Source organism: Arthrobacter sp. GCM10027362, from assembly GCF_042679445.1.
In the GTDB taxonomy this organism is placed as follows: Bacteria; Actinomycetota; Actinomycetes; order Actinomycetales; family Micrococcaceae; genus Crystallibacter.
In genome coordinates this window covers 42,102-63,241 of the sequence record NZ_JBHTML010000005.1, presented here as the reverse complement: position 1 = coordinate 63,241, position 21,140 = coordinate 42,102, and the positions used below count along the sequence as shown (strand labels likewise).

At 66.6% G+C, this 21,140-nt stretch carries 21 protein-coding genes; all 21 read left to right on the top strand.

The genetic code is table 11. From position 1 onward, the window contains the following. Positions 1-55 precede the first annotated feature (55 nt). The 21 genes from ACFQ36_RS02080 to ACFQ36_RS01980 all read left to right on the top strand — a co-directional run bounded on the left by ACFQ36_RS02080 (position 56) and on the right by ACFQ36_RS01980 (position 21,128). The gene (locus tag ACFQ36_RS02080) at positions 56-859 is read left to right on the top strand and encodes an enoyl-CoA hydratase/isomerase family protein (protein WP_377010104.1); all 804 of its coding nucleotides are present in this window, start codon (positions 56-58) and stop codon (positions 857-859) included. Between the two features lie 190 nt (positions 860-1,049). Then, positions 1,050-2,213, top strand: a complete 1,164-nt coding sequence (locus tag ACFQ36_RS02075) for an acyl-CoA dehydrogenase family protein (RefSeq protein WP_377010102.1) — start codon at positions 1,050-1,052, stop codon at positions 2,211-2,213. Between the two features lie 116 nt (positions 2,214-2,329). Continuing rightward, the gene (locus ACFQ36_RS02070; protein WP_377010100.1) at positions 2,330-3,475 is read left to right on the top strand and encodes an acyl-CoA dehydrogenase family protein; all 1,146 of its coding nucleotides are present in this window, start codon (positions 2,330-2,332) and stop codon (positions 3,473-3,475) included. Continuing rightward, positions 3,472-4,278: an amidohydrolase family protein gene (locus ACFQ36_RS02065; RefSeq protein ID WP_377010098.1), complete on the top strand. Its 807-nt coding sequence runs from the start codon at positions 3,472-3,474 to the stop codon at positions 4,276-4,278. Before ACFQ36_RS02070 ends, ACFQ36_RS02065 begins: the two co-directional genes overlap by 4 nt. A 10-nt stretch (positions 4,279-4,288) precedes the next feature. Next, positions 4,289-4,795: a pyridoxamine 5'-phosphate oxidase family protein gene (locus ACFQ36_RS02060; protein WP_377010096.1), complete on the top strand. Its 507-nt coding sequence runs from the start codon at positions 4,289-4,291 to the stop codon at positions 4,793-4,795. Positions 4,796-4,972: 177 nt separating this feature from the next. Then, complete coding sequence (locus ACFQ36_RS02055) at positions 4,973-6,697, top strand: FAD-dependent oxidoreductase (protein WP_377010094.1); 1,725 nt, start codon at positions 4,973-4,975, stop codon at positions 6,695-6,697. A gap of 108 nt (positions 6,698-6,805) precedes the next feature. Next, a complete protein-coding gene (locus ACFQ36_RS02050; protein ID WP_377010092.1) occupies positions 6,806-7,984 on the top strand; it encodes an ABC transporter substrate-binding protein in 1,179 nt (392 codons plus the stop codon). A gap of 77 nt (positions 7,985-8,061) precedes the next feature. After that, positions 8,062-8,949, top strand: coding sequence for a branched-chain amino acid ABC transporter permease (locus ACFQ36_RS02045; protein ID WP_377010090.1), 888 nt, complete (start codon positions 8,062-8,064; stop codon positions 8,947-8,949). Then, entirely contained in the window at positions 8,946-9,887 is a 942-nt protein-coding gene (locus ACFQ36_RS02040) for a branched-chain amino acid ABC transporter permease (RefSeq protein ID WP_377010086.1), read from the top strand. The genes ACFQ36_RS02045 and ACFQ36_RS02040 overlap by 4 nt, the downstream gene beginning before the upstream one ends. Further along, on the top strand, positions 9,884-10,657 hold the full coding sequence (locus ACFQ36_RS02035) for an ABC transporter ATP-binding protein (protein WP_377010085.1): 774 nt from the start codon (positions 9,884-9,886) through the stop codon (positions 10,655-10,657). The genes ACFQ36_RS02040 and ACFQ36_RS02035 overlap by 4 nt, the downstream gene beginning before the upstream one ends. After that, complete coding sequence (locus ACFQ36_RS02030) at positions 10,650-11,366, top strand: ABC transporter ATP-binding protein (protein ID WP_377010083.1); 717 nt, start codon at positions 10,650-10,652, stop codon at positions 11,364-11,366. Before ACFQ36_RS02035 ends, ACFQ36_RS02030 begins: the two co-directional genes overlap by 8 nt. 86 nt (positions 11,367-11,452) lie before the next feature. Next, complete coding sequence (locus ACFQ36_RS02025) at positions 11,453-12,616, top strand: ABC transporter substrate-binding protein (RefSeq protein WP_377010081.1); 1,164 nt, start codon at positions 11,453-11,455, stop codon at positions 12,614-12,616. 42 nt (positions 12,617-12,658) lie between these two features. Then, complete coding sequence (locus tag ACFQ36_RS02020) at positions 12,659-13,135, top strand: nuclear transport factor 2 family protein (RefSeq protein WP_377010079.1); 477 nt, start codon at positions 12,659-12,661, stop codon at positions 13,133-13,135. 60 nt (positions 13,136-13,195) lie between these two features. After that, complete coding sequence (locus ACFQ36_RS02015; RefSeq protein WP_377010077.1) at positions 13,196-13,642, top strand: hypothetical protein; 447 nt, start codon at positions 13,196-13,198, stop codon at positions 13,640-13,642. After that, on the top strand, positions 13,639-14,136 hold the full coding sequence (locus ACFQ36_RS02010; RefSeq protein ID WP_377010075.1) for a MaoC family dehydratase: 498 nt from the start codon (positions 13,639-13,641) through the stop codon (positions 14,134-14,136). Before ACFQ36_RS02015 ends, ACFQ36_RS02010 begins: the two co-directional genes overlap by 4 nt. Then, positions 14,133-14,606 (top strand): acyl-CoA thioesterase, encoded by a 474-nt coding sequence (locus ACFQ36_RS02005; RefSeq protein WP_377010073.1) that lies wholly within the window; start codon positions 14,133-14,135, stop codon positions 14,604-14,606. Before ACFQ36_RS02010 ends, ACFQ36_RS02005 begins: the two co-directional genes overlap by 4 nt. Before the next feature lie 22 nt (positions 14,607-14,628). Then, a complete protein-coding gene (locus ACFQ36_RS02000) occupies positions 14,629-16,212 on the top strand; it encodes an AMP-binding protein (protein WP_377010070.1) in 1,584 nt (527 codons plus the stop codon). After that, the gene (locus ACFQ36_RS01995) at positions 16,209-16,970 is read left to right on the top strand and encodes an enoyl-CoA hydratase/isomerase family protein (protein WP_377010068.1); all 762 of its coding nucleotides are present in this window, start codon (positions 16,209-16,211) and stop codon (positions 16,968-16,970) included. Before ACFQ36_RS02000 ends, ACFQ36_RS01995 begins: the two co-directional genes overlap by 4 nt. Positions 16,971-17,234: 264 nt before the next feature. After that, on the top strand, positions 17,235-17,993 hold the full coding sequence (locus tag ACFQ36_RS01990) for an SDR family NAD(P)-dependent oxidoreductase (RefSeq protein WP_377010066.1): 759 nt from the start codon (positions 17,235-17,237) through the stop codon (positions 17,991-17,993). A gap of 40 nt (positions 17,994-18,033) precedes the next feature. Continuing rightward, positions 18,034-19,080, top strand: a complete 1,047-nt coding sequence (locus tag ACFQ36_RS01985; protein WP_377010064.1) for an LLM class flavin-dependent oxidoreductase — start codon at positions 18,034-18,036, stop codon at positions 19,078-19,080. Between the two features lie 392 nt (positions 19,081-19,472). Beyond that, positions 19,473-21,128: an AMP-binding protein gene (locus tag ACFQ36_RS01980; RefSeq protein ID WP_377010061.1), complete on the top strand. Its 1,656-nt coding sequence runs from the start codon at positions 19,473-19,475 to the stop codon at positions 21,126-21,128. The last annotated feature ends 12 nt before the right edge of the window (positions 21,129-21,140 follow it).

Sequence of the window (21,140 nt, the reverse complement as noted above, 5' to 3'; positions counted from 1 at the left end):
CGTCGGCGGAATGCCGGATCATGAGGTCTCGCGCCCTATTCAGTTTGGAGTTGATATGTCTTCAGTCGGTGTCAGCGTGGAAAACGAACGGGGAGTCGTCCGGATCAGGCTTGAGCGCCCGGAGCGGCGCAACGCCTACGACCTCGAGATGGCCAAGGCGATGATCGAGGGCCTGCAGTCCGCCTCGAAGGCGGAAGCCGTGGTCATTAGCGGCAGCGGCGGTTCGTTTTGTGCCGGCGGGGCGCTGGGGCAGCTGAGCAATCCGGATCCGGACGAGCTGCGCGAGCTCTTCACCACTTCCCTGCGCTTGGTGGATGCCATCAGGGCGTGCCCCAGGCCCGTCATCGCGGCAGTTGACGGCGCGGCGGCGGGAGGAGGCAATGAACTGGTCATTGCTTGCGACTTTGCCATCGCCACCCGGCGCTCGACCTTTGGCCAGACCGGCCCGAAGGTCGGTTCGGCGCCGGTGCTCGGTGCCACGAACCTCGCGGCGGTACAGATCGGCGAAAAGCGCGCCAAGGAAATGTCCTTCATGTGCCGGCGCTACACGGCGGAGCAGGCCTGCGCGATGGGGCTGATCAACGAGGTGGTTCCCGACGGGCAGCTTGACGACGGCGTCGACCGCTGGCTTGCCGAGATCCACGAGCTGAGCCCGCGCTACCTGGAGATTGCCAAGGTGAGCTCCAACCTCTGGTGGAACGCCTCGAAGGACAATATGCAGGCTGGGCTGGAATCCCTGATCCAGGCGATCGGCAGTGACGACATGCTCGAGGGTGCGCGGGCCTTCATGGAAAAGCGCAAGCCGCAGTTCCGGGCGGCCGCGCCTGCGGCGCACGAGGACCTGGCACCGACGGTGTAGCCGGGAGCCTCTTCCCTTCCCCGGCCGGTTTCGGTGGGGGAGGGCTTTTCATTCCGCTGAAAATCTAGGATAATGAATACAACAGACATTTGGATTGATGTGGACAGCAGTATCGGGAGTCCAGCGTTCCTCATGTTGGCCGCTCTGTGGAGCGTCAGATAAGTAACCGATGTTATTGGAGGTGGGGGCCGTGACGGTTTCCGTTGTTGATGAGCATGCCGAGATCCGCGAACTGGCGGCCAAGGTGGCCGAAGAGGTGTACGCGCCGATGGCCGAGCACCTGGATGTGACCAGGACGCCCATTTCCCTGGCGGAGCGGAAGCGGCTGGGGGACCTGGGTTTCCTGGGCATCGCCCATCCCGAACGCTATGGCGGTTCCGGGGCACCGCTGTCCCAGGCGCTGGCGGTCATCGAAGAGTTCGCCAAGGTCTGCCGGCCGGCAGCCTTCCAGATTTTCGAATCGAACACCGGGCCGGCCCAGGTGATCAACCACCTGGGCACCGAGGAGCAGCGCGAGCGGCTGCTGCCGAACATCATCACCGGTGACAAGACCATGGCGGTGGCGATCTCGGAGCCCGACGCCGGCTCCGCGGCGACCGACGCCAGGACGGCCGCCCGCCCGGTGGGGGACGGCGGGTACGTGCTCAACGGTGCCAAGCGCTGGATCTCCAACGGCGGGGAAGCAGACCACTACCTCGTCTACGCACGCCTGTCCGATGCGCCCGGAGCCAAGGGGATCGGCGCCATCGTGGTGGACAAGACCATGCCCGGGGTCAGCTTCGGCGTCCCCGAACGGCTGATGGGTTTCCGGGGCATCCCGTCCGCGGACGTGATCTTCGACGACGTGCTCGTGCCCAAGGAGAACGTTGTGGTGCCGGCGGGAAAGTTCAGTTCGCTCTTCGGAGCATTCTCGATCGAGCGGATGGGCAATGCGACCATGTCCCTGGCGATCGGGCAGGCGGCGCTGGACAAGACGCTGGCCTACATCCAGGAACGCGAGCAGTTCGGCAAGCAGCTGGTGGAATTCCAGTCGATCCAGATGATGGTCGCCGACATGGTGCTCCAGGTCGAGGCGGCGCGGCTGCTGGTGGAGCGGGCCGCCAACAGCGGCAAGAACGGGATTCCGGATCCGCTGCAGGTCTCCCTGGCCAAGTGCACGGCCAACGAAATGGCCAAGAAGGTCACGGACCTGGCCATCCAGGTCCACGGCGGCAACGGCTACACCGAGGAGTACGGACTCGAGCGGCTGCACCGCGACTCCCACGGCTGGGCCATTGCCGGCGGCACCCCCTCGATGCAGCGCATCCGCATCGTCTCGGAGGTCCTCGGCCGCCGCTTCGACCAGCGTCGCTGATACCGGTCCGGCCCCGTCAAGGATGCGGCCGGACCGTCCCGCATGTGATTGATTTGTAGTTCTTCGGTTGAGAGGCAGGAATTGTTGTGGGCGTGGACCTGAGTTTGGAAAATGCCGTGGACTCATCGGTGCCGGGATTCGATCTGGGCCCGGGGCACAAGCTGATCCGGGAGCAGGCCCGGGCGCTCGCTGCCGAAGTCGAGCCGTTCGCGGCGGAAGCCGATGCCTCGTCCGGCCTGCATGAGCCGACGCGGGCGGCGCTGGCGGCCTCCGGGTTGGCGCGCCATGCGGTTCCGGCCGCCTACGGGGGGAATTCGGAGATCCTGGACCCGCTGGCGATCACCGTCATCCGGGAGGCGCTGATGTCCTCGTCAGCGCACCTGGACTCGCTGTTCGGCGTCCAGGGCATCGGCTCCTATACGCTCGCCGTGGGCGGGCGCGAGGCGCTCAAGCAGTACTGGCTGCCCAAGGTCGCCGCGGTCGAAGCCATCGCGTCGATTGCGCTGACCGAGCCGGACGTCGGATCGGACCTGCGTGCGGTGCAGACCAGCATCGAACCGGTCGAGGGCGGGCTGCGGGTGCGCGGGCGCAAGTCCTTTATCACCAACGGCGGTGCCGCCGACTTCTACTGCGTCCTGGGCCGCGAGGACGGCGGTTATTCCATGGTGTTGGTTCCGGCGGATGCGCCGGGGCTGCGGACCCGTCCGGGGGATGACCTGATTGCCCCGCACATCCTGGGCGAACTCGAATTCGACGACGTGATCGTGCCCGAGGAATACCGCCTCGGGGTTCCGGGGAAGGCCTTTTCCCTGATGCTTCAGGCCCTGGCCGTCTTCCGTGTCTCGGTGGCCGGCTCGGCGGTGGGCCTGGCCCAGGCCGCGCTCGATGAGGCGCTGGCCCATGCCCGGACCCGTGAGCAGTTCGGTGCCCCGCTGATCGAGCTGGGCTCGGTCTCGCAGTCCCTGGCCCTGTGCTGGACCGAGGTGGAGACGGCGCGGGCCATGGCCTACCGCGCGGCGTCCCTGGCCCGCACGGACCCGCTGGCGCACCTGGACTACTCGGCGATCGCCAAGGTCAGCGCGACCGAGGCAGCCGGCCGGGTGGTGGACCGCGCGGTGCAGGTCATGGGCCGCTTCGGGCTGGTCCGGGGCTCCAAGATCGAGCGGCTGTACCGCAATGCCAGGCCGCTGCGGGTCTACGAAGGGGCCACCGAGGTGCTGCTCGACTCGCTGGCCCGGCGCCTGCGGAAGGCCGGGGCATGAAACCCGAACTGATTATCGACGCCCACACCCACGTCTGGCCGGACAAGATCGCGGGCCTGGCCCTCACCGCCAACCCGGTGCCGGGACTGGAACCGCGCGGCAATGGCACTGTCTCCGGACTCGACGCGGCGATGGATGCCCACGGGGTCCAGGCGAGCTGCTGCCTGGGCATCGCCAATGAAGCGCGCCACGTGGATTCCGTGAACCGTTTCGTAGCCGGCCTGGCCAGCGAACGCCGGCACCCGGTAGGCACTGTCCACGTCGACCTGCCGCTCGAGGAGAACCTGGCGAGCCTGCGCCGGCACGGGATCAGGACAGTCAAGCTGCATCCGCTGTTCCAGAACTTCGCGCTGAACGACCCTCGGCTCTGGCGGATCCTGGAGGCCTTCGGCTCCGGGATCTCCGTCATCACTCATGTCGGCCAGGGCGGCGATGCACGCACCAATGCGCTGTCGAGCCCCAGGATGATCGCCGACATCGCGCGGCAGTTCCCCGACCTGACCCTGATGGCCTGCCATTTCGGCGGTTACAAGATCCTGGACGACGCGGAAGAGTTGCTCTCCGGGGCCGACGTCATCCTGGAAACCTCATGGCCACCGACACTGACCACCTTGGCCCCGGAGCGGGTGAAGCGCCTGATCCGCAACCACGGGGCCGAACGGATCGTTTTCGGCTCCGACTGGCCGATGACCAATCCCGGAGAGGAGATTGCGGCAATCCACCGGCTTGGCCTCACGGATGATGAGACCCGGCTGGTGCTCGGCGGCAACCTCGCCCGGGTCCTGCAGCTGTCCACACTTTAGGAGCGAAGGCATGGCAAAGACCGGAGTCGAAAACCTCGAGGACCTGCGCGGCCTCGGCCTGGGCACGGACGGCCGGGCCGAACTGATCCAGACGCAGTCGGAATGCACCTTCGTTTTCACCAATGAGGACGGATGGGCCAGCGGCGTCGTGATGACCTACATCCAGCTTGACGGGTCGTTCTGGGTCACGGCCGTCGAAGGCCGCGGACATGTGCGTGGCGTCGAGAAGGACCCGCGCGTCAGCATGGTGATCTCCAACGCCGGCACCGGCCTGCCCGGACGCCGCATGCTCTCCATGCGTGGAACAGCCATCATCCACCGCGACGCCGCCACGAAGGAGAGGTTCCTGGCAGCGTTCGCGGCAAGGCACCAGCCGGAAGACCCGGAAAGCTTTGTCCGGTTGTTGGACAGCGCGAACCGCGTCGTCATCCAGTTTCATCCGACGGCGGTGGCCGTCAGCCACGACTCCACCAGGATGCCGGGAAACGGCCGGGGTGGTTCGTCTGTGCCGGCCTGAGGGCGCACTGTTCCCTGTCACTTTCGGGATCACCTGACATCGCCCCCGGCCGATGGCCGGGGGCGATGTCTTGCTGAATTCTTGCGGAAATCCCAAGTCAGATGGCCCCTTGACTATTTCCTTATAATCATATTATCTATACGTGACTAATGTCACACACTAAGGCAAAGGAGCTTGATGATGGGTGAGGCGGACCGCAAGACACCGCTTAACGGCGGCGAGGTTGTCGTCGTCGGGGCCGGGCTTTCCGGCCTGGCCACAGCGCTGGGGGTGGCGCTGCGTGGAGGCAAGGCCGTCGTGCTGGAGGCTTCTGACCTGATCGGTGGCGCCGCCGCCTACTCCGGGGGGCAGGTGTGGTCCGGCGCCAACCATGTTGCAGAGAGAAACGGCATCGAGGATTCCCTGGGGCTCACCGAGCAGTACATTCGCGCCATTGCCCACGACGCGCCGGAGGTGCTCGACGAGGTGGCCATGAAGCGCTGGATAGAAGCCTCGCCCGAGGCGATGAAGTACTGGGAGGAGGTCGGCGCCATCCGGTGGACCATGATCGCCGGGCTGGCCGACTATCATAACGAGGCCGAGGGTGCCTTGCCGGAGGGGCGCTACCTCACCAATGCGGTGATCGATGGCAGCGTGCTCGGGGAGTGGCGCGAGCGCCTGCGCTACAGCCCGTACTTCCCCGTCGGCCAGACCTACGACGAAATGCTGGGCAAGGGGCGCCGGGCCAGCTACGTCGAGGACGACGCTCCGTCCAAGCACGGGCACGCAGGACTGCCCGCGTTCGGTCTTGCAGACGGCAGCCACGGCAAGGCCGAAGCCAAGGACAGCGATCCGCTGACCTTCGGCACCGGCGTCGTGGCCTCTTTTCTCGCCCGTGTGCTCGCCGAACCGTCGGTCGAGATCCGGCTTGAGCACCGGGTCGTCGAACTCCTGACGGATTCCTCGGGTGCTGTGGTGGGCGTGCGGGCCGAGTCGCCCGACGGCGTCGTCCAGGTCGACGGACCGGTTGTCCTGGCCACGAGCACCTATGACTGGGACCCCGAACTGGTCCGCGAGATGCTCGGCATGGATCCGGAGGACTTCGGCAGCGTCGCGCCGGAAACGTTGCGGGGCGACGGAATCCGCCTGGCACGCGCCGTCGGCGGGGACATTACGAAGATCCCGCCCACGGCCGTGCCGATCCTGCCCGGGTGGCGCTCCCAGGTGGGCACCGGGTACGGCTACGGACCCGAATATGCGATGCCGCACTCGATGATCGTGGACAAGACCGGCAACCGGTACTGCAACGACTCCTACTGGGTCGACATCGTCTCCAAGACGCTGAACCCCGGCGACCGGCACCTTCCCTTCTTCCTCATCTGGGACGACCAGCACCGGCAGAAGTACGGCCTGGCCGCAACGCCGCCGGGCGGGGAGTACCCGGAGGGGTGGGTGACCTCGGCGCCGACCCTCCGGGAGTTGGGGGAGAAGCTCGGCATCGACGGCGAACAACTGGAGCGGACCGCCGGGCGTTTCAGCGAAAATGCCCGGAAGGGCGAAGATCCCGACTTCGGACGGGGAACGGTGACCTACGTCAACAAGTTCGCCGGTGATCCCACGAACAAGCCCAGCCCCGTGCTGGGGGAGATTGCCCAGGGCCCGTTCCACGGGCTCCGGTTGAAGTTCGTGGGGACCGGTATCGGTTCCAGCGGTGTGCGCATCGACGGCGAGGGCCGCGCGCTCGACGGGCAGGGAAACCCGATCGGCGGGTTGTATGCCGTGGGGTCGGCGGCTGGGATGTCGACGACGGGAACCGGGTACAACAGTGGAATCGCGCTTGGCCGCGGATTGACGCTTGCCTACCTCGTGTCGAACGAGCTCTCGGACGGGGTGGCCGCCGGCCTGCATGCGGCCGCGCGCTGACGCCACGCACTAACCACGCGCCCTCAACTGGGCCTGGCTACTACCAGTAATGCAGGCTATTATCTCTATGAATCATATGCATCATTAATATGGACGGATGGTAGGACTATGGGAGTTCCTGGAACGCGGCGACGACTGCTCAAGGCAACAGCGGCCCTTGCGGGCATTGCCCTGCTCGCCGCCTGCGGCGGCACCCAAACCGGCGCCAGCGGTGCCAGCGGCGGCTCGGGTGGCATCGCGAGCGACATCAAGCTCATGGGCATCTACGACACCACCGGACCGGTGGCCTATGCGGGTGTCGGCGCCTCGAAAGGCATGAAGCTGGCCATGGAGGAGATCGAGACGCAGGGCTTCCTCGGCAAGGGCGTCAAGCTCTCGCTCAAGGAGGTCGACACTGCCAACGCGATCGAGCGGGCCTCCAGCGAAGTGTCCCGCGCAATCGCCGATCCGGAGATCAAGGCGATCTTCGGGCCCGTCTCCAGCCAGCAGGCCGCCACGGTTGCGCCCATGGTTGAACAGGCCAAGGTGCCGACCATCTTCAACCAGGCGGGCTCCGACGGCGTGGTCATCGGCGACTACACCTTCCGCGGGACCGCCCCCATGTACAGCTACTATGACATCGCGGCCAAGTACCTTGCCGACCATGGGCTGAAGAACGTCGCCGTGCTCTACAACGGAACGTACCCGACCTTCGCCGAGATCGGCCAGAAGGAGTTCCCACGGCTGGCGAAAGAGCACGGCCTGACCATCAGCTCCAGCTACGCAGTCCAGAGCAACACCCAGGACTTCACCGCACAGGCGCAGGAAATCGCCGCGAAGAAACCCGACGCCGTCGTCATGCTCCTTATCGCCCCGCAGTCGGTGACGGCCCTCACGCAGCTGGACCAGGCCGGATACAAGGGTCAGACGATGGCCACTTCGGTTCAGGCAGCCGGCAACGTTTCCCAGGCCGGCGAGCACGCGGCGGGCCTCGTGTACCCGGTCGACTTCTCCGCGGTGCAGGACAGCGAGCTTGCCGTGAAATTCGTCGAGAACTTTAAGAAGAAGTACGGCAAGGCGCCCGACGCATATGCGGCCGAGGGGTATGACTCGATGTGGTGGCTCGCCCGGGGGATCAAGGCCAGCGGTGACTCCAGCCGCGAGGGGATCAGGAAGGGTATGCAGCAGGTTGCCAAGGAAGGCTTCGAAGGCGTCATGGGCGACCTCACTTTCGAAGGCAACGACATCCGTGTGAAGGGCGTCCTGGTGAAGTGGGACGGTTCCAAGGAGCAGCTCGTCACCAAGTGATCCAGTCAGCGGCCGGGCACCCGGTGCCCGGCCGCTGACTGGATCGACACCACAGTCGAGTTGAAAGGACAGACGGCGTGCAAGAGCTGCTCAACACCGTGACCCTCGGGTCCATCTACCTGCTGTTCGCACTGGGCATGGCCTTGGCGTGGAGCACCATCGGGATCCTGAACTTCGCGCACGGGGCCATCTTCGTCTTCGCGGCATTCAGCGCCCACTTCATTTCGGAGCAAGTGGCGCTGCCGATGCCGGTGCTCATCCTGATCTCCATTCTGGTCGGTGCAGTACTGTCCGCCCTCACCCAGTGGCTGGCCTTCGAACAGATCCTCAAGAGATCGACAAACCACCGGTCCGCCGAGTTGCGCGTTCTCATCGGCGGCATCGGCGTCGCGGCCATCCCGATCGCGATCGTGGACAAGGCGACGGCCTCCGCGCCGTTCGGCTTCTCCAACTCCACGTACAAGACCGAGGTCTACGAGTTCCTGGGGCTGCGCATGACGAACACGTCACTGATCGTCATCGTCACCGGGGTCGGCATTGCTGTGGCCCTCACGCTCTGGCTCCGCGCATCACGCCAGGGGCTTGGCCTGCGCGCCATCGGTGTCGATTCGGAGACCGCATCGCTCATGGGCGTCAACCGCACTGCGATGGCCATCGGCACGATGGCGATCGCCGGTGGACTGGCAGGGCTCGCGGGCTCCCTCCAGGTCTTCCAGCTCCAGGCCATGGGCGTGGGAACCGGCGACCAGCTCCTCATCAAGGCATTCGCGATGATCGTTCTTGGCGGCCTCGGATCGATGGCCGGCGTCATCCTCGGCGCCTTCGCCCTGGCCGGAGCCGAGACGCTGATCTTCGCGGCGAACCTGGGGACCTGGGTGGATGCCGTCTCCTTCGGACTCATCTTTATCGTCCTGCTGCTTCGCCCGCAGGGCATCTTCGGACGCCAGGAGGTGCGTCGGACATGATCGCTTGGTACACCACCAACGCCGTCGTCCTCCAGGCGACGATGACAACACTGCTGTTGGCCCTGAGCATCCAGCTGCCGCTGCGGATGGGCGTCTTCTCCTTTGCCGGTGTGGGCTGCTTCGGGATCGGCGGTTACACGGCGGCTATCCTGTACGCGAAGTTCGACGTGGACACCTGGACGGCTGTGGCCCTCGGGACCCTGCTCGCCGGCCTCCTGTGCTACCTGCTGGGCCTCATCATCCACAAGCTCTCCGGGCTCTACCTCGGCATGGCGACGGTCGCCTTCACCCTGATCATCGCGGTGGTCGCGACTAACGGTGGCAGCCTGACCGGCGGGGCCTCCGGAATCTTCGGTGCCCTCGGCGGCATCACCAACCTGCACGTCTTCCTCCTGCTGGCACTGGTCATCGTCGGGCTGGCCATCTCGGAATACGGGCGGTTCGGACGCAGGATCGATACCGTTCGGGAAGACCCCGAACTGGCCTCGGCCCTCGGCATCAACGTCGCCCGGTACCGGAAGCTGGTCTTCCTGGCCAGCGGCCTGATCGGCGGCCTCGCAGGCGCGGTGACTACGCTCCTGCGCTCCACGATCACGCCGGCCGAGATCAATTTCCACATGGTGGTCATGGCGCTGACGGTCATCATCATCGGAGGGTCGAGCTCGTGGCTTGGGGCCCTGATCGGAGCCATCGTCATTACCTGGCTGCCGACCGTCCTGGGCTTCGTGGCCGACTGGGAAGCCATCATCTACGGCTTCCTCGTCGCCCTGGCCGCGATCTTCCTGCCGAGCGGTGTGCTGGGCCTGGCCAAGAACCTCATCCACCGCTGGCGGACAAGGCGCGGGACCGCGCCGGACGCCGCAACGACGCCCGGCGGCGAACCCGGTGCTCCCGAACCGGAGCGCAGCCTGGCATCCACCCAAGGAGGAACACTGTGAGCCACGCGCAGAACGAGAGTTCCGGACCACGGATGATTTTCGAAGCCGCCGACGTTGCGGTGCACTTCGGCGGAGTCAAAGCGGTTGACGGACTGACCTTCGGGCTTCCGGAGGGCAAGATCACCGGCATCCTGGGCCCCAATGGTTCGGGGAAGAGCACCCTCGTGGGCGCGATCACCCGGCACGTGCTGCTAACCCGCGGCACGCTGAAGTTCCTCGGGGAGGATTACGCCGGCGACCACCCGCACTCGGTGCCCCACCGCGGCATCGCCCGCACTTTCCAGACGGTGCGCCTCCTCGAGGAGCGCAGCGTGCTGGAGAACGTCCTGCTCGGCACCGACTCCCTGACCGCGGGCGGCCGGACCGCCCGCCGCCAGGCCCACGAACGGGCCGAGCAGGCCATGGTGCGCACCGGATGCGACCATCTGGCGAAGGTCAGGCCGGACGAGCTTTCCTACGGAAACCGCCGCCGTGTGGAAATCGCCCGGGCGATCGCCATGGAACCCAAACTCCTGCTCCTCGACGAACCCACGGCCGGTATGGGGCGTGCCGAGAAGGATGAGATCTCCGTCCTCATGTCGTCGCTGCGGGCCGAGGGGCTCACCCAGCTCATCGTGGAGCACGACGTGCAGATGATGGTGGACACCTGCGACAGGCTGCTCGCGATGAACTTCGGAAAACTGATCGTGGAAGGGGACCCGCAGGAGGTCGTACGGAACCAGGCGGTCCAGGAAGCCTATCTAGGAAAGCAGGCGAGCAAGCATGCTTGAGATCAACGATCTGCACGTCAGCTACGGCTCGGTCAATGCGGTGCGCGGTGTTTCGATGTCCGCCGCCGCCGGCCGGATCACGCTCGTCCTCGGCTCGAACGGAGCCGGCAAGACGACGTCCCTGCGCGCCATCCACGGTCTGCTGAAGGCCCGGCGCGGCTCGGTCAAACTGAACGGCAAGGAAATCCTGGGACAGTCCGCGCACCGGCAGGTCCGCCAGGGCGTCGTCATGGTGCCCGAAGGACGCCGGATCTTCCCGTCCCTCACGGTCGAGGAGAACCTGCGCATGGGGGCCTACACCGTGAGCCGGTCGGACGCGCAGCGCACAATCGCCGGGATCTACGAGAAATTCCCCATCCTCCTGGAGCGCAAGGCCATGCCCGGCGGGCTGCTCAGCGGCGGTGAGCAGCAGATGCTGGCCTTCGGGCGCGCCATGATGTCGCAACCGAAGGTGGTGCTCCTGGACGAGCCGTCCATGGGCCTGGCACCTGGGATGGTGGACCGGGTGATGTCCCGTGTCCGCGAGATCGCGGACACGGGGATCGCGGTCCTCATGGTGGAGCAGAACGCCGACGCCGCCCTATCGGTGGCCGACGACGTCGTCCTGGTCCAGCGTGGGGAAGTGGTGTGGACCGGCACGGCTGAAGAGGCACAGACGGACACGGCACTGGTGCACGCTTTCCTGGGCGAGGCAGCGCTGGGCGTCTGAAGACGCGCTTGGCCAACCCGCGCCGCGGCCGACGACGGCGCGCCGCACCCGGCGACGACCCATCCGACCACGATTGGAGCAACACGATGAACTGGACGTTGACCTGCAGGAAGGCCGCAGCGCTGATGATGGTGCCAGCCATGCTGGCCCTGGCAGGATGCGGCGCCGCCGCGACGACCGAGGCGGCCGGGGCCGGAATCGCGGACGAGATCAAAATGGTCGGTGTACGCGATCTCACCGGACCTGTCGCCTACGCAGGCGTCGGCGCTGCCCGGGGGGCCGAACTTGCCGTGAAGGAGATCAACGGGCAGGAGTACCTCGGTGAAGGAGTCTCGCTTGTCCTCGACGAAATCGACAGCGCGGGTGCGATCGAACGTGCCGCGGCCGAGGTGACGCGGGCACTCTCCGACAAGGATGTCAGCGTGGTCCTGGGACCCGTCCAGGGACAGCAGTCCGCTGCCGTCGCGCCCATCGTGGAGGCGCAGAAGGTTCCCGTCGTCTTTACCCAGTCGGCTTCCGATGGCGTGGTGATCGGCGACTACACCTTCCGCGCCACCGCGCCCATGCACACCTTCTATGGGCACGCCGCCGAGTTCCTGGGCAAGGAGGGGCTCAAGGACGTCGCAGTGCTGTACAACTCGACCTACCCGACGCTCGCCGAGCTCGCCGAGACACACTTCCCCGCAATGGCTGAGAAAGCGGGGCTGAACATCGTGGAAAGCATCCCGGTGCAGTCGACAACCCAGGACTTCACGTCACCGGCTCAGCAAATCGCGCAGAAGGCCCCCGACGCCGTTGTGGTCTTGCTGCTGTCCTCCCAGTCGGTGACCGCGATGACGCAGCTGCGCCAGGCCGGCTACGAGGGACAGTTCGTTGGAAACACCAATAACGCCGGTGGAAATGCAGCCCAGGCGGGACAGCACGCGGTCGGCATGGTGTACCCCGTTGACTTCTCCGCAGCCCAGACTGAACCACACGCCAGGAAATTCGTAGATTCCTACCGGAAGGAATTTGGCGAACTCCCGCAGACCTATGCCGCGGAAGGCTACGACGCGGTCTGGTGGATCGCCCATGCGATCAAGGCCAGCGGTGATTCGTCCCGGGAAGGAATCCGCGACGGCCTCGAGCAGATAGCGCGGGAGGGCTTCACCGGCGCGATGGGTGACATCACCTTCGAAGGCAACGACATGCGGGTCCCCGGTGTGCTGGCCCGGTGGGACGGCAAGCAGGAATCCATCATTTCCGACTAGCGCCGCATCTCCCGCGGCCTTACACCCATAGGAGCGACCGACGTGTCAGACACCCCGGCAGCCATGCTTCACCACTTCCGTGCGCATCAACTCCTGACCACCTACACGCGCATGGTCGACGCCAAGAACATCGAGGGGCTGGCGGCCATCGCGCACCCGGACATTGTCCTGGTCCGAAGCGCCGACGCGGCTCCCCGGACGGGCCGCGAGGCTTTCCTGGACCTTTACCGGGATTTCGCGCGATCCGATGTGCAGGAGAGCCAGCACATGACTACCAATGTGTCGGCCACCGAGTTGGACGACGGTTCGCTGGCCGTGGCGGCACGTTTCCTGGCCATCACGACGCATCCGGACGGAGCACGCGCCACCTGGGGCCGCTACGACGACGAAATCGCCGAACACGGCGGCAGGTGGGTCTTCACCGCCAAGCGCATCCAGGTGACGCGCACGGCCCTGGTCGGCGAGGACATGCTTGCCCCGCTCAACGCCAGTTCGTTCGAGCCGATGCCCCGGTCCTGATGCAGGCGTGCACGCGGGCGGGAGCCGGCCAGGTTCCGTGCGGAATGAAGGTGCGGAGTCATGTCCGATGAGCTGCCGGAGAGTATCAGAGCCCAAACCGGGCGCCGGTTCCCAGGCGGGACCTACACGGTCGAGCCCTACCGCGCCTGGCTTCTCGCGGACGCGACGGCGGACCAACCCGGCGACGCCGCCGCCCACCCGCTGCACGCCTGGCTTGCCGCCACCGCAGGCATGGGCCTGGCCTGGGACGAGCTGTTCGCCTGGTTCGGAGCCACGGCGGAGGACGGTCCGATGTTCGGGGAGCACGAAACCGCCCTGCACCGGCCGGTGCAGGCGGGCCGGTGCTACCGGGTGAGCGGAGGCATCGTCTCCGTCGTGCGCAAGCGGGGCCGCACCGCCTGTCTGTTCGACCTTGTCGAATACCAACTGGAACTGCACGACGAGACGGATGGCGGCCACGTGGCGACCTGTTGGAATTCGATCGTCTTCCCCAGGGGTGGATCGTGAACCAAACGCAGTTCCGCCGGGACGCAGCCGCGGGCGGCATCGAGGTCGGGATGGAGGTCCCGCCACTGGAGGTCGTCGTCAGCGCCGAGAAGATGAAGACCACCGCCGCGCTGCTGGCGGATCCCAACCCGATTCATTTCGATGTCCGGGCGGTCCGGGCACTCGGGCTGGGGGACCGGCCGGTCAACCAAGGGCCGCTCAACATGGGCTACGTGATGAACATGCTCGCGGCCTTCACCGGATCACACGACCGCCTCCGGCGCTTGCGGGTGCGCTTCCTGGCCAATGTCCTTGCCGGCGACCGGGTGCGGGCCGGCGGCGTGGTGACCGGCCTGTGCCTGTCACCGGACCACGGCGAGTACCTGGCCGAATGCGACGTGGACCTGTCGACGGTCGATGGCCGGCCGGTCCTGCAGGGGACGGCGACGGTTGCCGTCCCGGCGTCGAGGGTCCGGCCGGCGGAAGCCCACAACGACGAGGAGACCAGCCCATGACAACTGCGGCAAACGCGCCGGCGGACACCGCTTCGACTGACATCGGGGAGGGGCGGCTGTCATTCCAGCTCGCGTACGGCGACTGCGATGTCGTCGGCATCGCCTACTTCGCCATCTACTACCGGTGGATGGAACGTGCCTACACCACGTGGCTGCACGCGCACGGCATCCGCAGCGGGCAGATGCTGGAGGACCTGGGCATCGTGACGGTCGGGGTGAGTTCCGGTGCAACCTATGCGCAGCAGGTGCGGGTCTTCGACCACCTCACCTGCCAAGTGGTGCTGGAGCGGCTCGGGGCCAGCTCCTACACGCTCGGCTTCGACTTCACCCGCGACGGTGCGCTGGTTACCCGCGGCCACATGTCCTTCGCCTGCCGTAACCCGGGTTGGGACAAGGCACCGGTCCCGGCCCGCCTTGCCACCATCCTGTCGACCCTGCCCCGCCGCCAGGACAGACCTGACGCGCACTGAATCCCGCGAGAAAGGACCCGACATGGTGCCACCTACAGCACTCGGGCAGCAGCAGTTGTCGATCGGCGGTTGGCTCTCCGACGCCGCCGGCCGCCATCCGCAGGCAACCATCGAGATCGAGGGACAGGCCACCTCGGTCGCCGACCTCGATGCCGCGGCGGGACGGGTCTCAGCCGGCTTCCGGGCCCTGGGTCTGGCGGCCGGCGACCGTGTCTGCATGGTCATGTCCGCCCGCGTGGAGGCCCTCCAGGGGTGGTTCGGACTGGCGAAGGCAGGCCTCGTGGAGGTTCCGCTCAATCCGACCGGCGGATCCGAGCTGTTGCGGTACTGCATCGAGCAGTCCGGCGCGCCGGTGGTGGTCTGCGACGCCGAGCGCGAGGCAGTGGTTTGCGAGCTGATCCGGGGCATCGACACGGTCCGGCACCTGGTCGTGGTGGGCAACGGGACGCCAAAGGCGGCGGCGCAGGCCAACCGGATGGCGTTCGACGACCTGCTGGTCCATCCCGCGGACGCGGCCTGCGGCGTCGACCCGGAATCGGCTGCCGTGATCCTCTATACGTCGGGAACCACGGGACCGCCCAAAGGCGTGCTGCTCAGCCACCGGGCGAACATCAATTTGGCCCGCCACACCGCCAGGCTGCTCGAGTACACGGCCGACGACCGCCTGTACTCCGTCTTCCCGCTGTACCACAGCAACGCGCGGTACTGCAGCGTCATGGCGGCGATCGAGGTGGGGGCGGACCTCGTCATGCACCGGAAGTTTTCCGCCAGCCGGTTCTGGGACATCTGCCGCGGGCACGGCATCACCGCCTTCAACTACCAGGGTGCGATGATGAGCATCCTGCATAAGCAGCCGCCGCGCCCCGACGACACCGACAACCCCGTCCGGCTTGGATTCGGAGCGCCGTGTCCGCCCGAGATCTTCGCCGACTTCGAACGCCGGTTCGGTGTCCGCCTCACCGAAATCTACGGCAGCACCGAAGTCTCCATCGTCACCGACATGCCGCCGTGGGACCGCAGGATCGGGACCGCGGGCAACGAGTCGGAGAACTACCAGGTTGCCGTCGTCGACGACCGCGACGAGCCGGTGCCGGCCGGGACGACGGGCGAGATCGTGGTCCGTCCGAAGAAGCCCGGCTGGATGTTCAACGGCTACCACCGGATGCCCGAGGCCACCGCCAACAGTTGGCGCAACCTGTGGTTCCACACGGGCGACCGCGGGCACTTGGACGACGACGGCTTCCTCACCTTCGTCGACCGCGTCAAGGACTCGATCCGGCGCCGCGGGGAAAACATCTCGTCGTGGGAGATCGAGCGGGTTGTAGGCGAGCACCCGGACGTCGCCCAGGTCGCCGCCTATGGCGTCCCGTCCACGCTGAGCGAGGAAGAGGTGATGGTCGCCGTCGTGCCGCGGGGTGGCCGAACCTTGGAGCCGGCCGGGCTTTTGGACCATTGCGCCGGCGCACTCACTTCCTTTGCGATTCCCCGTTTCATCAGGTTGGTCAAGGAACTGCCCATGACCCCCAGCCAGCGGGTGGAGAAGTACCGGTTGCGGGCCGAGGGAGTCACCGCAGACACGTGGGACAGCCAGGCGCCGGCGTCATGAACGAGCCTTTGCAGCGATTCAAGATCGTCGAGCACGCCGCCCACGTCGTCGAACTGCGCATGGTGCGCCCGGAGAAGCTGAACGCGATGGACCAACGCTGGTTCCGCGAGCTGACAAGCGTGATGGGACGCTTCGGAGTGGACGACGACGTTCGCGCAGTGGTCCTCACCGGCGAGGGACGTGCGTTCTCCGCCGGCGGGGACATCGACATGTTCCACGACCTCGGCGGCGATGTGGAAAAGGTGCGGCCACATTTGCGTCGCGTCTACGATGCCTTCCACTCCGTGGAGCGCTGCGCAGTGCCGGTGATCGCCGCGGTCAGCGGCCTGGCCTACGGGGGCGGAACCGAGCTCGCGCTGGCTTGCGACATGGTCCTCGCCGGAGAATCGGCACGGTTCTCCTTCAAGGAAGCAAACGTCGGCCTCCAGCCCGGATTTGGGATCGTCCGCGGGCCCCAGGTGATCGGTCCCCAGTGGACCAGCTACCTGGCGCTCACCGGCCGCGATATCGATTCGTGCCAGGCGCGAACGTGCGGCCTGGTTCAGGAGGTCCATCCCGACGGCGAACTGCTCGCCCGAGCCCTGGGACTCGCGCGCGAGATCGCAGCAAAGCCGCCCCTTGCGGTCCAGGTGGGCAAGGCGTTCATCAAGCGGCACACAACGTCCGGCTTCAGCGAGTCGGTGGAGGCGACCGCCCTGCTGTTTGGGACCGACCAGCACGCCGGGTCCGTCGCCGCCTTCCGGCGGCGTGCGCGCTGAGCAGCGGCTTGTGCCGGGCGAAGAAACCTGGCGGCTGCTTGTCTCTTGAGAGGGCCGTGTCCCGCTGAAGATGGTAAGCATGGAGGGGGCCAAGGCCCTCCCTTGGCCGGGCCTGTGCGAGATGCTGTCGAAACCCCCTTGTGCACTGATCAACCATCCGTAATAATGATGATTATCAAATGGGTCAGCGGGTGAACGATGCGTTTTAGCCGCGAGCCCCGCATGCCCCACCGTCGATTCACCCGAGCATCGAAGAGGAAAAATATGCTGCAGAACAAGGTCGCATTGGTCACGGCTGGCGCCTCCGGGATGGGCAAGGCAGGTGCCGAGCGTTTCGCCGAGCAGGGCGCATTCGTCTACGTCGTCGACCGGGATGAGGACGCCACCAAGGCGGTTGTCGACGGGATCCGTGCGAAGGGCGGACAGGCAACCGGCATCGTCGCGGATGTCCGGGACCTGGAGGCCCTGAAGGGCGTCGCCGAACAGGTGCGGAAGGACCATGGTGTGCTCCACGTCCTCTACAACAATGTCGGCATCCCCGGCGCCGCCGGCCTGGACCTCAGCGAGGAGGAATGGGACGCCCTGATCGAGATCAACGCGCGCGCCAGCTTCTACCTCACCCACTACCTGACCGACCTGCTCAAGGCCGCCGACGGCGCGTCCGTCATTTTCAAGAGCTCGAGCTCGGGCCTGGTCGGATCGCCATGGAGCCCCTTGTATTCCTTCACCAAGGGCGGCCTCATCGCCCTGGTTCGTTCCTTGGCGCTGGCCTTTGCGGCGGACAAGATCCGCGTCAACGCCATCGCGCCGGGCTCCGTCGACACCCCCGGGCTTCCCGGGTTCTTCCGGGCCTCGCCCGAAGAGGTCGAGGAGCGCAAGAAGGCCTTCTTCGCGCAGATCCCGCTGGGTCGTGCGTCGCAGCCCGAAGAGGTCGCCGGCGTTGCCCTCTTCCTGGCCAGCGACCTGTCCAGCTACGTCACCGGGATCACCATCCCCGTCGACGGCGGACTGACCGCCAAGTAGACCCATGCCCCTTTGGGGGCGAGAGAGCAAGGAGATCACCATGGAGTTCGGCATCCTCATGGGCGACCAGCCCGTTGAGTCTTCGCCCACCGAGCACCTCGACCTCATGCTGCGCAAGGTCGAGGCCGCGCAGGAGGCGGGCTTCAAGTACCTGACCATCGGACAGCACTTCCTGTACGACGGCTTCCGCTGGCTGCAGCCCATCCCGCTGCTGAGCCGGCTGGCCGCCGAGCTTGACGACGACGTCAAGCTCGGGACGACCGTGCTGGTAGGCCCGGTCCACCACCCGGTGATCCTTGCCGAGGAGCTGGCGACCCTCGACATCATCACCCGCGGACGGCTTGTCGTCGGGATCGGCACCGGCTACCTGCCTGCGGAGTACGAGACGATGGGCGTGCCCTTCAAGCAGCGGTACGGGCTCCTCGAAGAGCTTATCGAGGTCATGACCAAGCTCTGGACCCAGGACCGGGTGGCCCACCACGGCAAGTTCTGGAATATCGAGGATGCCCCGACGCACATCCGTCCGGTGCAGAATCCGCGGCCCCCGATCTGGCTGGGCGCCATGAAGGCGAACGGGGTGCGTCGCGCCGCCCGCCTGGGCGATGTTTGGACGATCACCCCGCAGCAGACGGTGGACCAGGTGGAGGAGCTCATCCGCATCTACGTCGACGAGCGGGTGGATGCGGGTCTGCCCTTGAATAAGCTGCCGTTGCGCCGCGAACTGATGATTGGCCGCGACTTCGACGACGCCGTGAACAACTTCGCCGCCGTGGCCCGGGTGAAGTACGAGGCGTACGCCGATCGGGGCATGGACCTGCTGTCCGACGAGGCGGTCCGCGACGGGTTCGTGGACACCATCCGCGACCACGTCCTCCTCGGCTCGGCCGCCGACGTGCGCAACCAGATCTCCGCCATTGCCGGCCGGCTGCCGATCGGCCCGCTGCTCATCCGTCCGCACTGGCCCGGAATGGACGCGGAGCAGACGGCTGCTTACCTCAAGAAGGTGGGCGAAGAGGTGGTCAAGCCGCTGGCGGGCCTCGAGAGTACGTCGTTCGAGAAGGCCATGGGCGCGGTGGGAGCCCGTTAGCTCCAGCCGCTGGGCGCGCAGCCGCCGTCTGCGCTCCAGCGTCCCATTGGCGGCCACACCCGCTGGGGTGTATCAGGGAAGGGGCCGGGTGACAGTCCGTACTGTTGACCGGCCCCTTCCTGCTGCACGCCGCCGGCACCGGGCACCTCAATGGGTCAAACGGCGGCGCCGCCCGATGGTACGTCGATGCTGGGGCCCTGGTTTCTGGGGAGCCGAGACTATCTGCCGACACAATCTAGTCGCATGATTGTCATGGACAGAGGTTGGTGCTACGGTTCTGAATTGTTAGCTGGATAACACATCCTAGGACGGCCCCAGGCTTCGGCCGCGCACGGATGGACCGCTATCCCGCGGATGGATTTCACGGAGGATTCGATGTTTGGAGGCAATCGATGAGCAAGCGGCAGGTCTACACGGATCTCGTTCCGACGTTCCCGGACCCGGAAACCTGGACGCTGGACCAGGTGCTGCGCCACCATGCCTCCGTCCGTCCCGATGCCGTGTGCCTGGACGCGCCGGTAGAGCAGGCCCGCTGGACCTACGCCGAGGCGCTGGCCAGCGCCGAGCGCATCGCGGGCACCTGGCTGGAGGCCGGCGGCACCGCCGGGGACCGTGTGGCCATCATGGCGATGAACTCCTCGCAGCTGGTCCGCTCCTGGTGGGGCGCGGCAGTGGGCAACTTCGTCGAGGTGCCGATCAATACCAACTACGAGGGCGAATTCCTGCGCCACCAGCTCAACGTGGTCAATGCCCGGTTCGCGGTCATCGATGACACCTTCGCCCAGCGCTTCGTAGCCATCGCCGAGCATGCCCGCGGCATCGAGCGGTTCTGGGTGATCGATTCAGGCGCCGGAATCCGCGGCGCCGCGATCGACCTGCTGCGCGCCAACGGCTGGGACGCGGTTCCGTGGGAGGATCTGGAAGACGGTCCCGTGCTCGAGATCGTGCCGCCCCGGGCCCAGGACCTGGGCGCGATCTTCTTCACCTCCGGGACCACCGGTCCGTCCAAGGGCGTGGCGATGCCGCACTCCCAGCTCTACTTCTTCGCCCAGGAAGTGGTGTGCCTGACCCGGCTCACCCCCGAAGACACCTACCTGACCACCACCCCGCTGTTCCACGGCAACGCGCAGTTCATGGCCGTCTACCCGGTGATCATCGCCGGGGGACGGGCGGTGATCCGGCCGAAATTCAGTGCCAGCCGCTGGATTGACCATGTCCGTGATTCCGCCGTCACCGTCACCAACTTCGTCGGCGTGATGATGGACTTCGCCTGGAAGCAGCCGCCTAGGGAGAACGACCGGGACAACGTGCTCCGCGCGGTCTACGCGGCGCCGACCGCCAGCACCATCGTGGAGCAGTTCAAGGAGCGCTACGGGATCGAGGCCTTCGTGGACGCCTTCGGGCTGACCGAAACGTGCGCGCCGATCCTGTCCCCGTACGGGGTGCCGCGGCCGGCCGGTGCGGCAGGCCTGGCCGCCGCCGAATGGTTCGACATCCGCCTCGTTGATCCGGAAACGGATCGGGAGGTGCCGGTCGGGCAGGTCGGCGAACTGGTGGTCCGCCCCAAGCAGCCGTGGACCTGCAGCAACGGCTACTACGGGATGCCGGAAAAGACCCTCGAGGCCTGGCGGAACCTGTGGTTCCACACCGGCGATGCCCTGCGCCAGGACGAGGACGGCTGGTTCTACTTCGTGGACCGCTATAAGGATGCCCTGCGCCGCCGGGGCGAGAACATCAGCTCCTACGAGATCGAATCCGCGGTGATGGGCCACCCGGCGGTCGTCGAATGTGCGGTGGTCGGTGTTCCGGCCGACGTCGAGGCCGGCGAGGACGAGGTGCTCGCCGTCGTCGTCGTCAACGACGAGGTGGCGCCGGCGGACATCCTGTCCTGGTGCGAAGGCCGCATCCCGGCCTTCGCCATCCCGCGCTACCTGCGCATCGTCGACGAGCTGCCCAAGACACCGTCACAGAAGATCCGCAAGGCGGTACTGCGCGCCGAAGCCATTGACGGGGACACCTTCGACCGCCTGGCAGTATCCGTTTCCTGACGACCCGCCCCT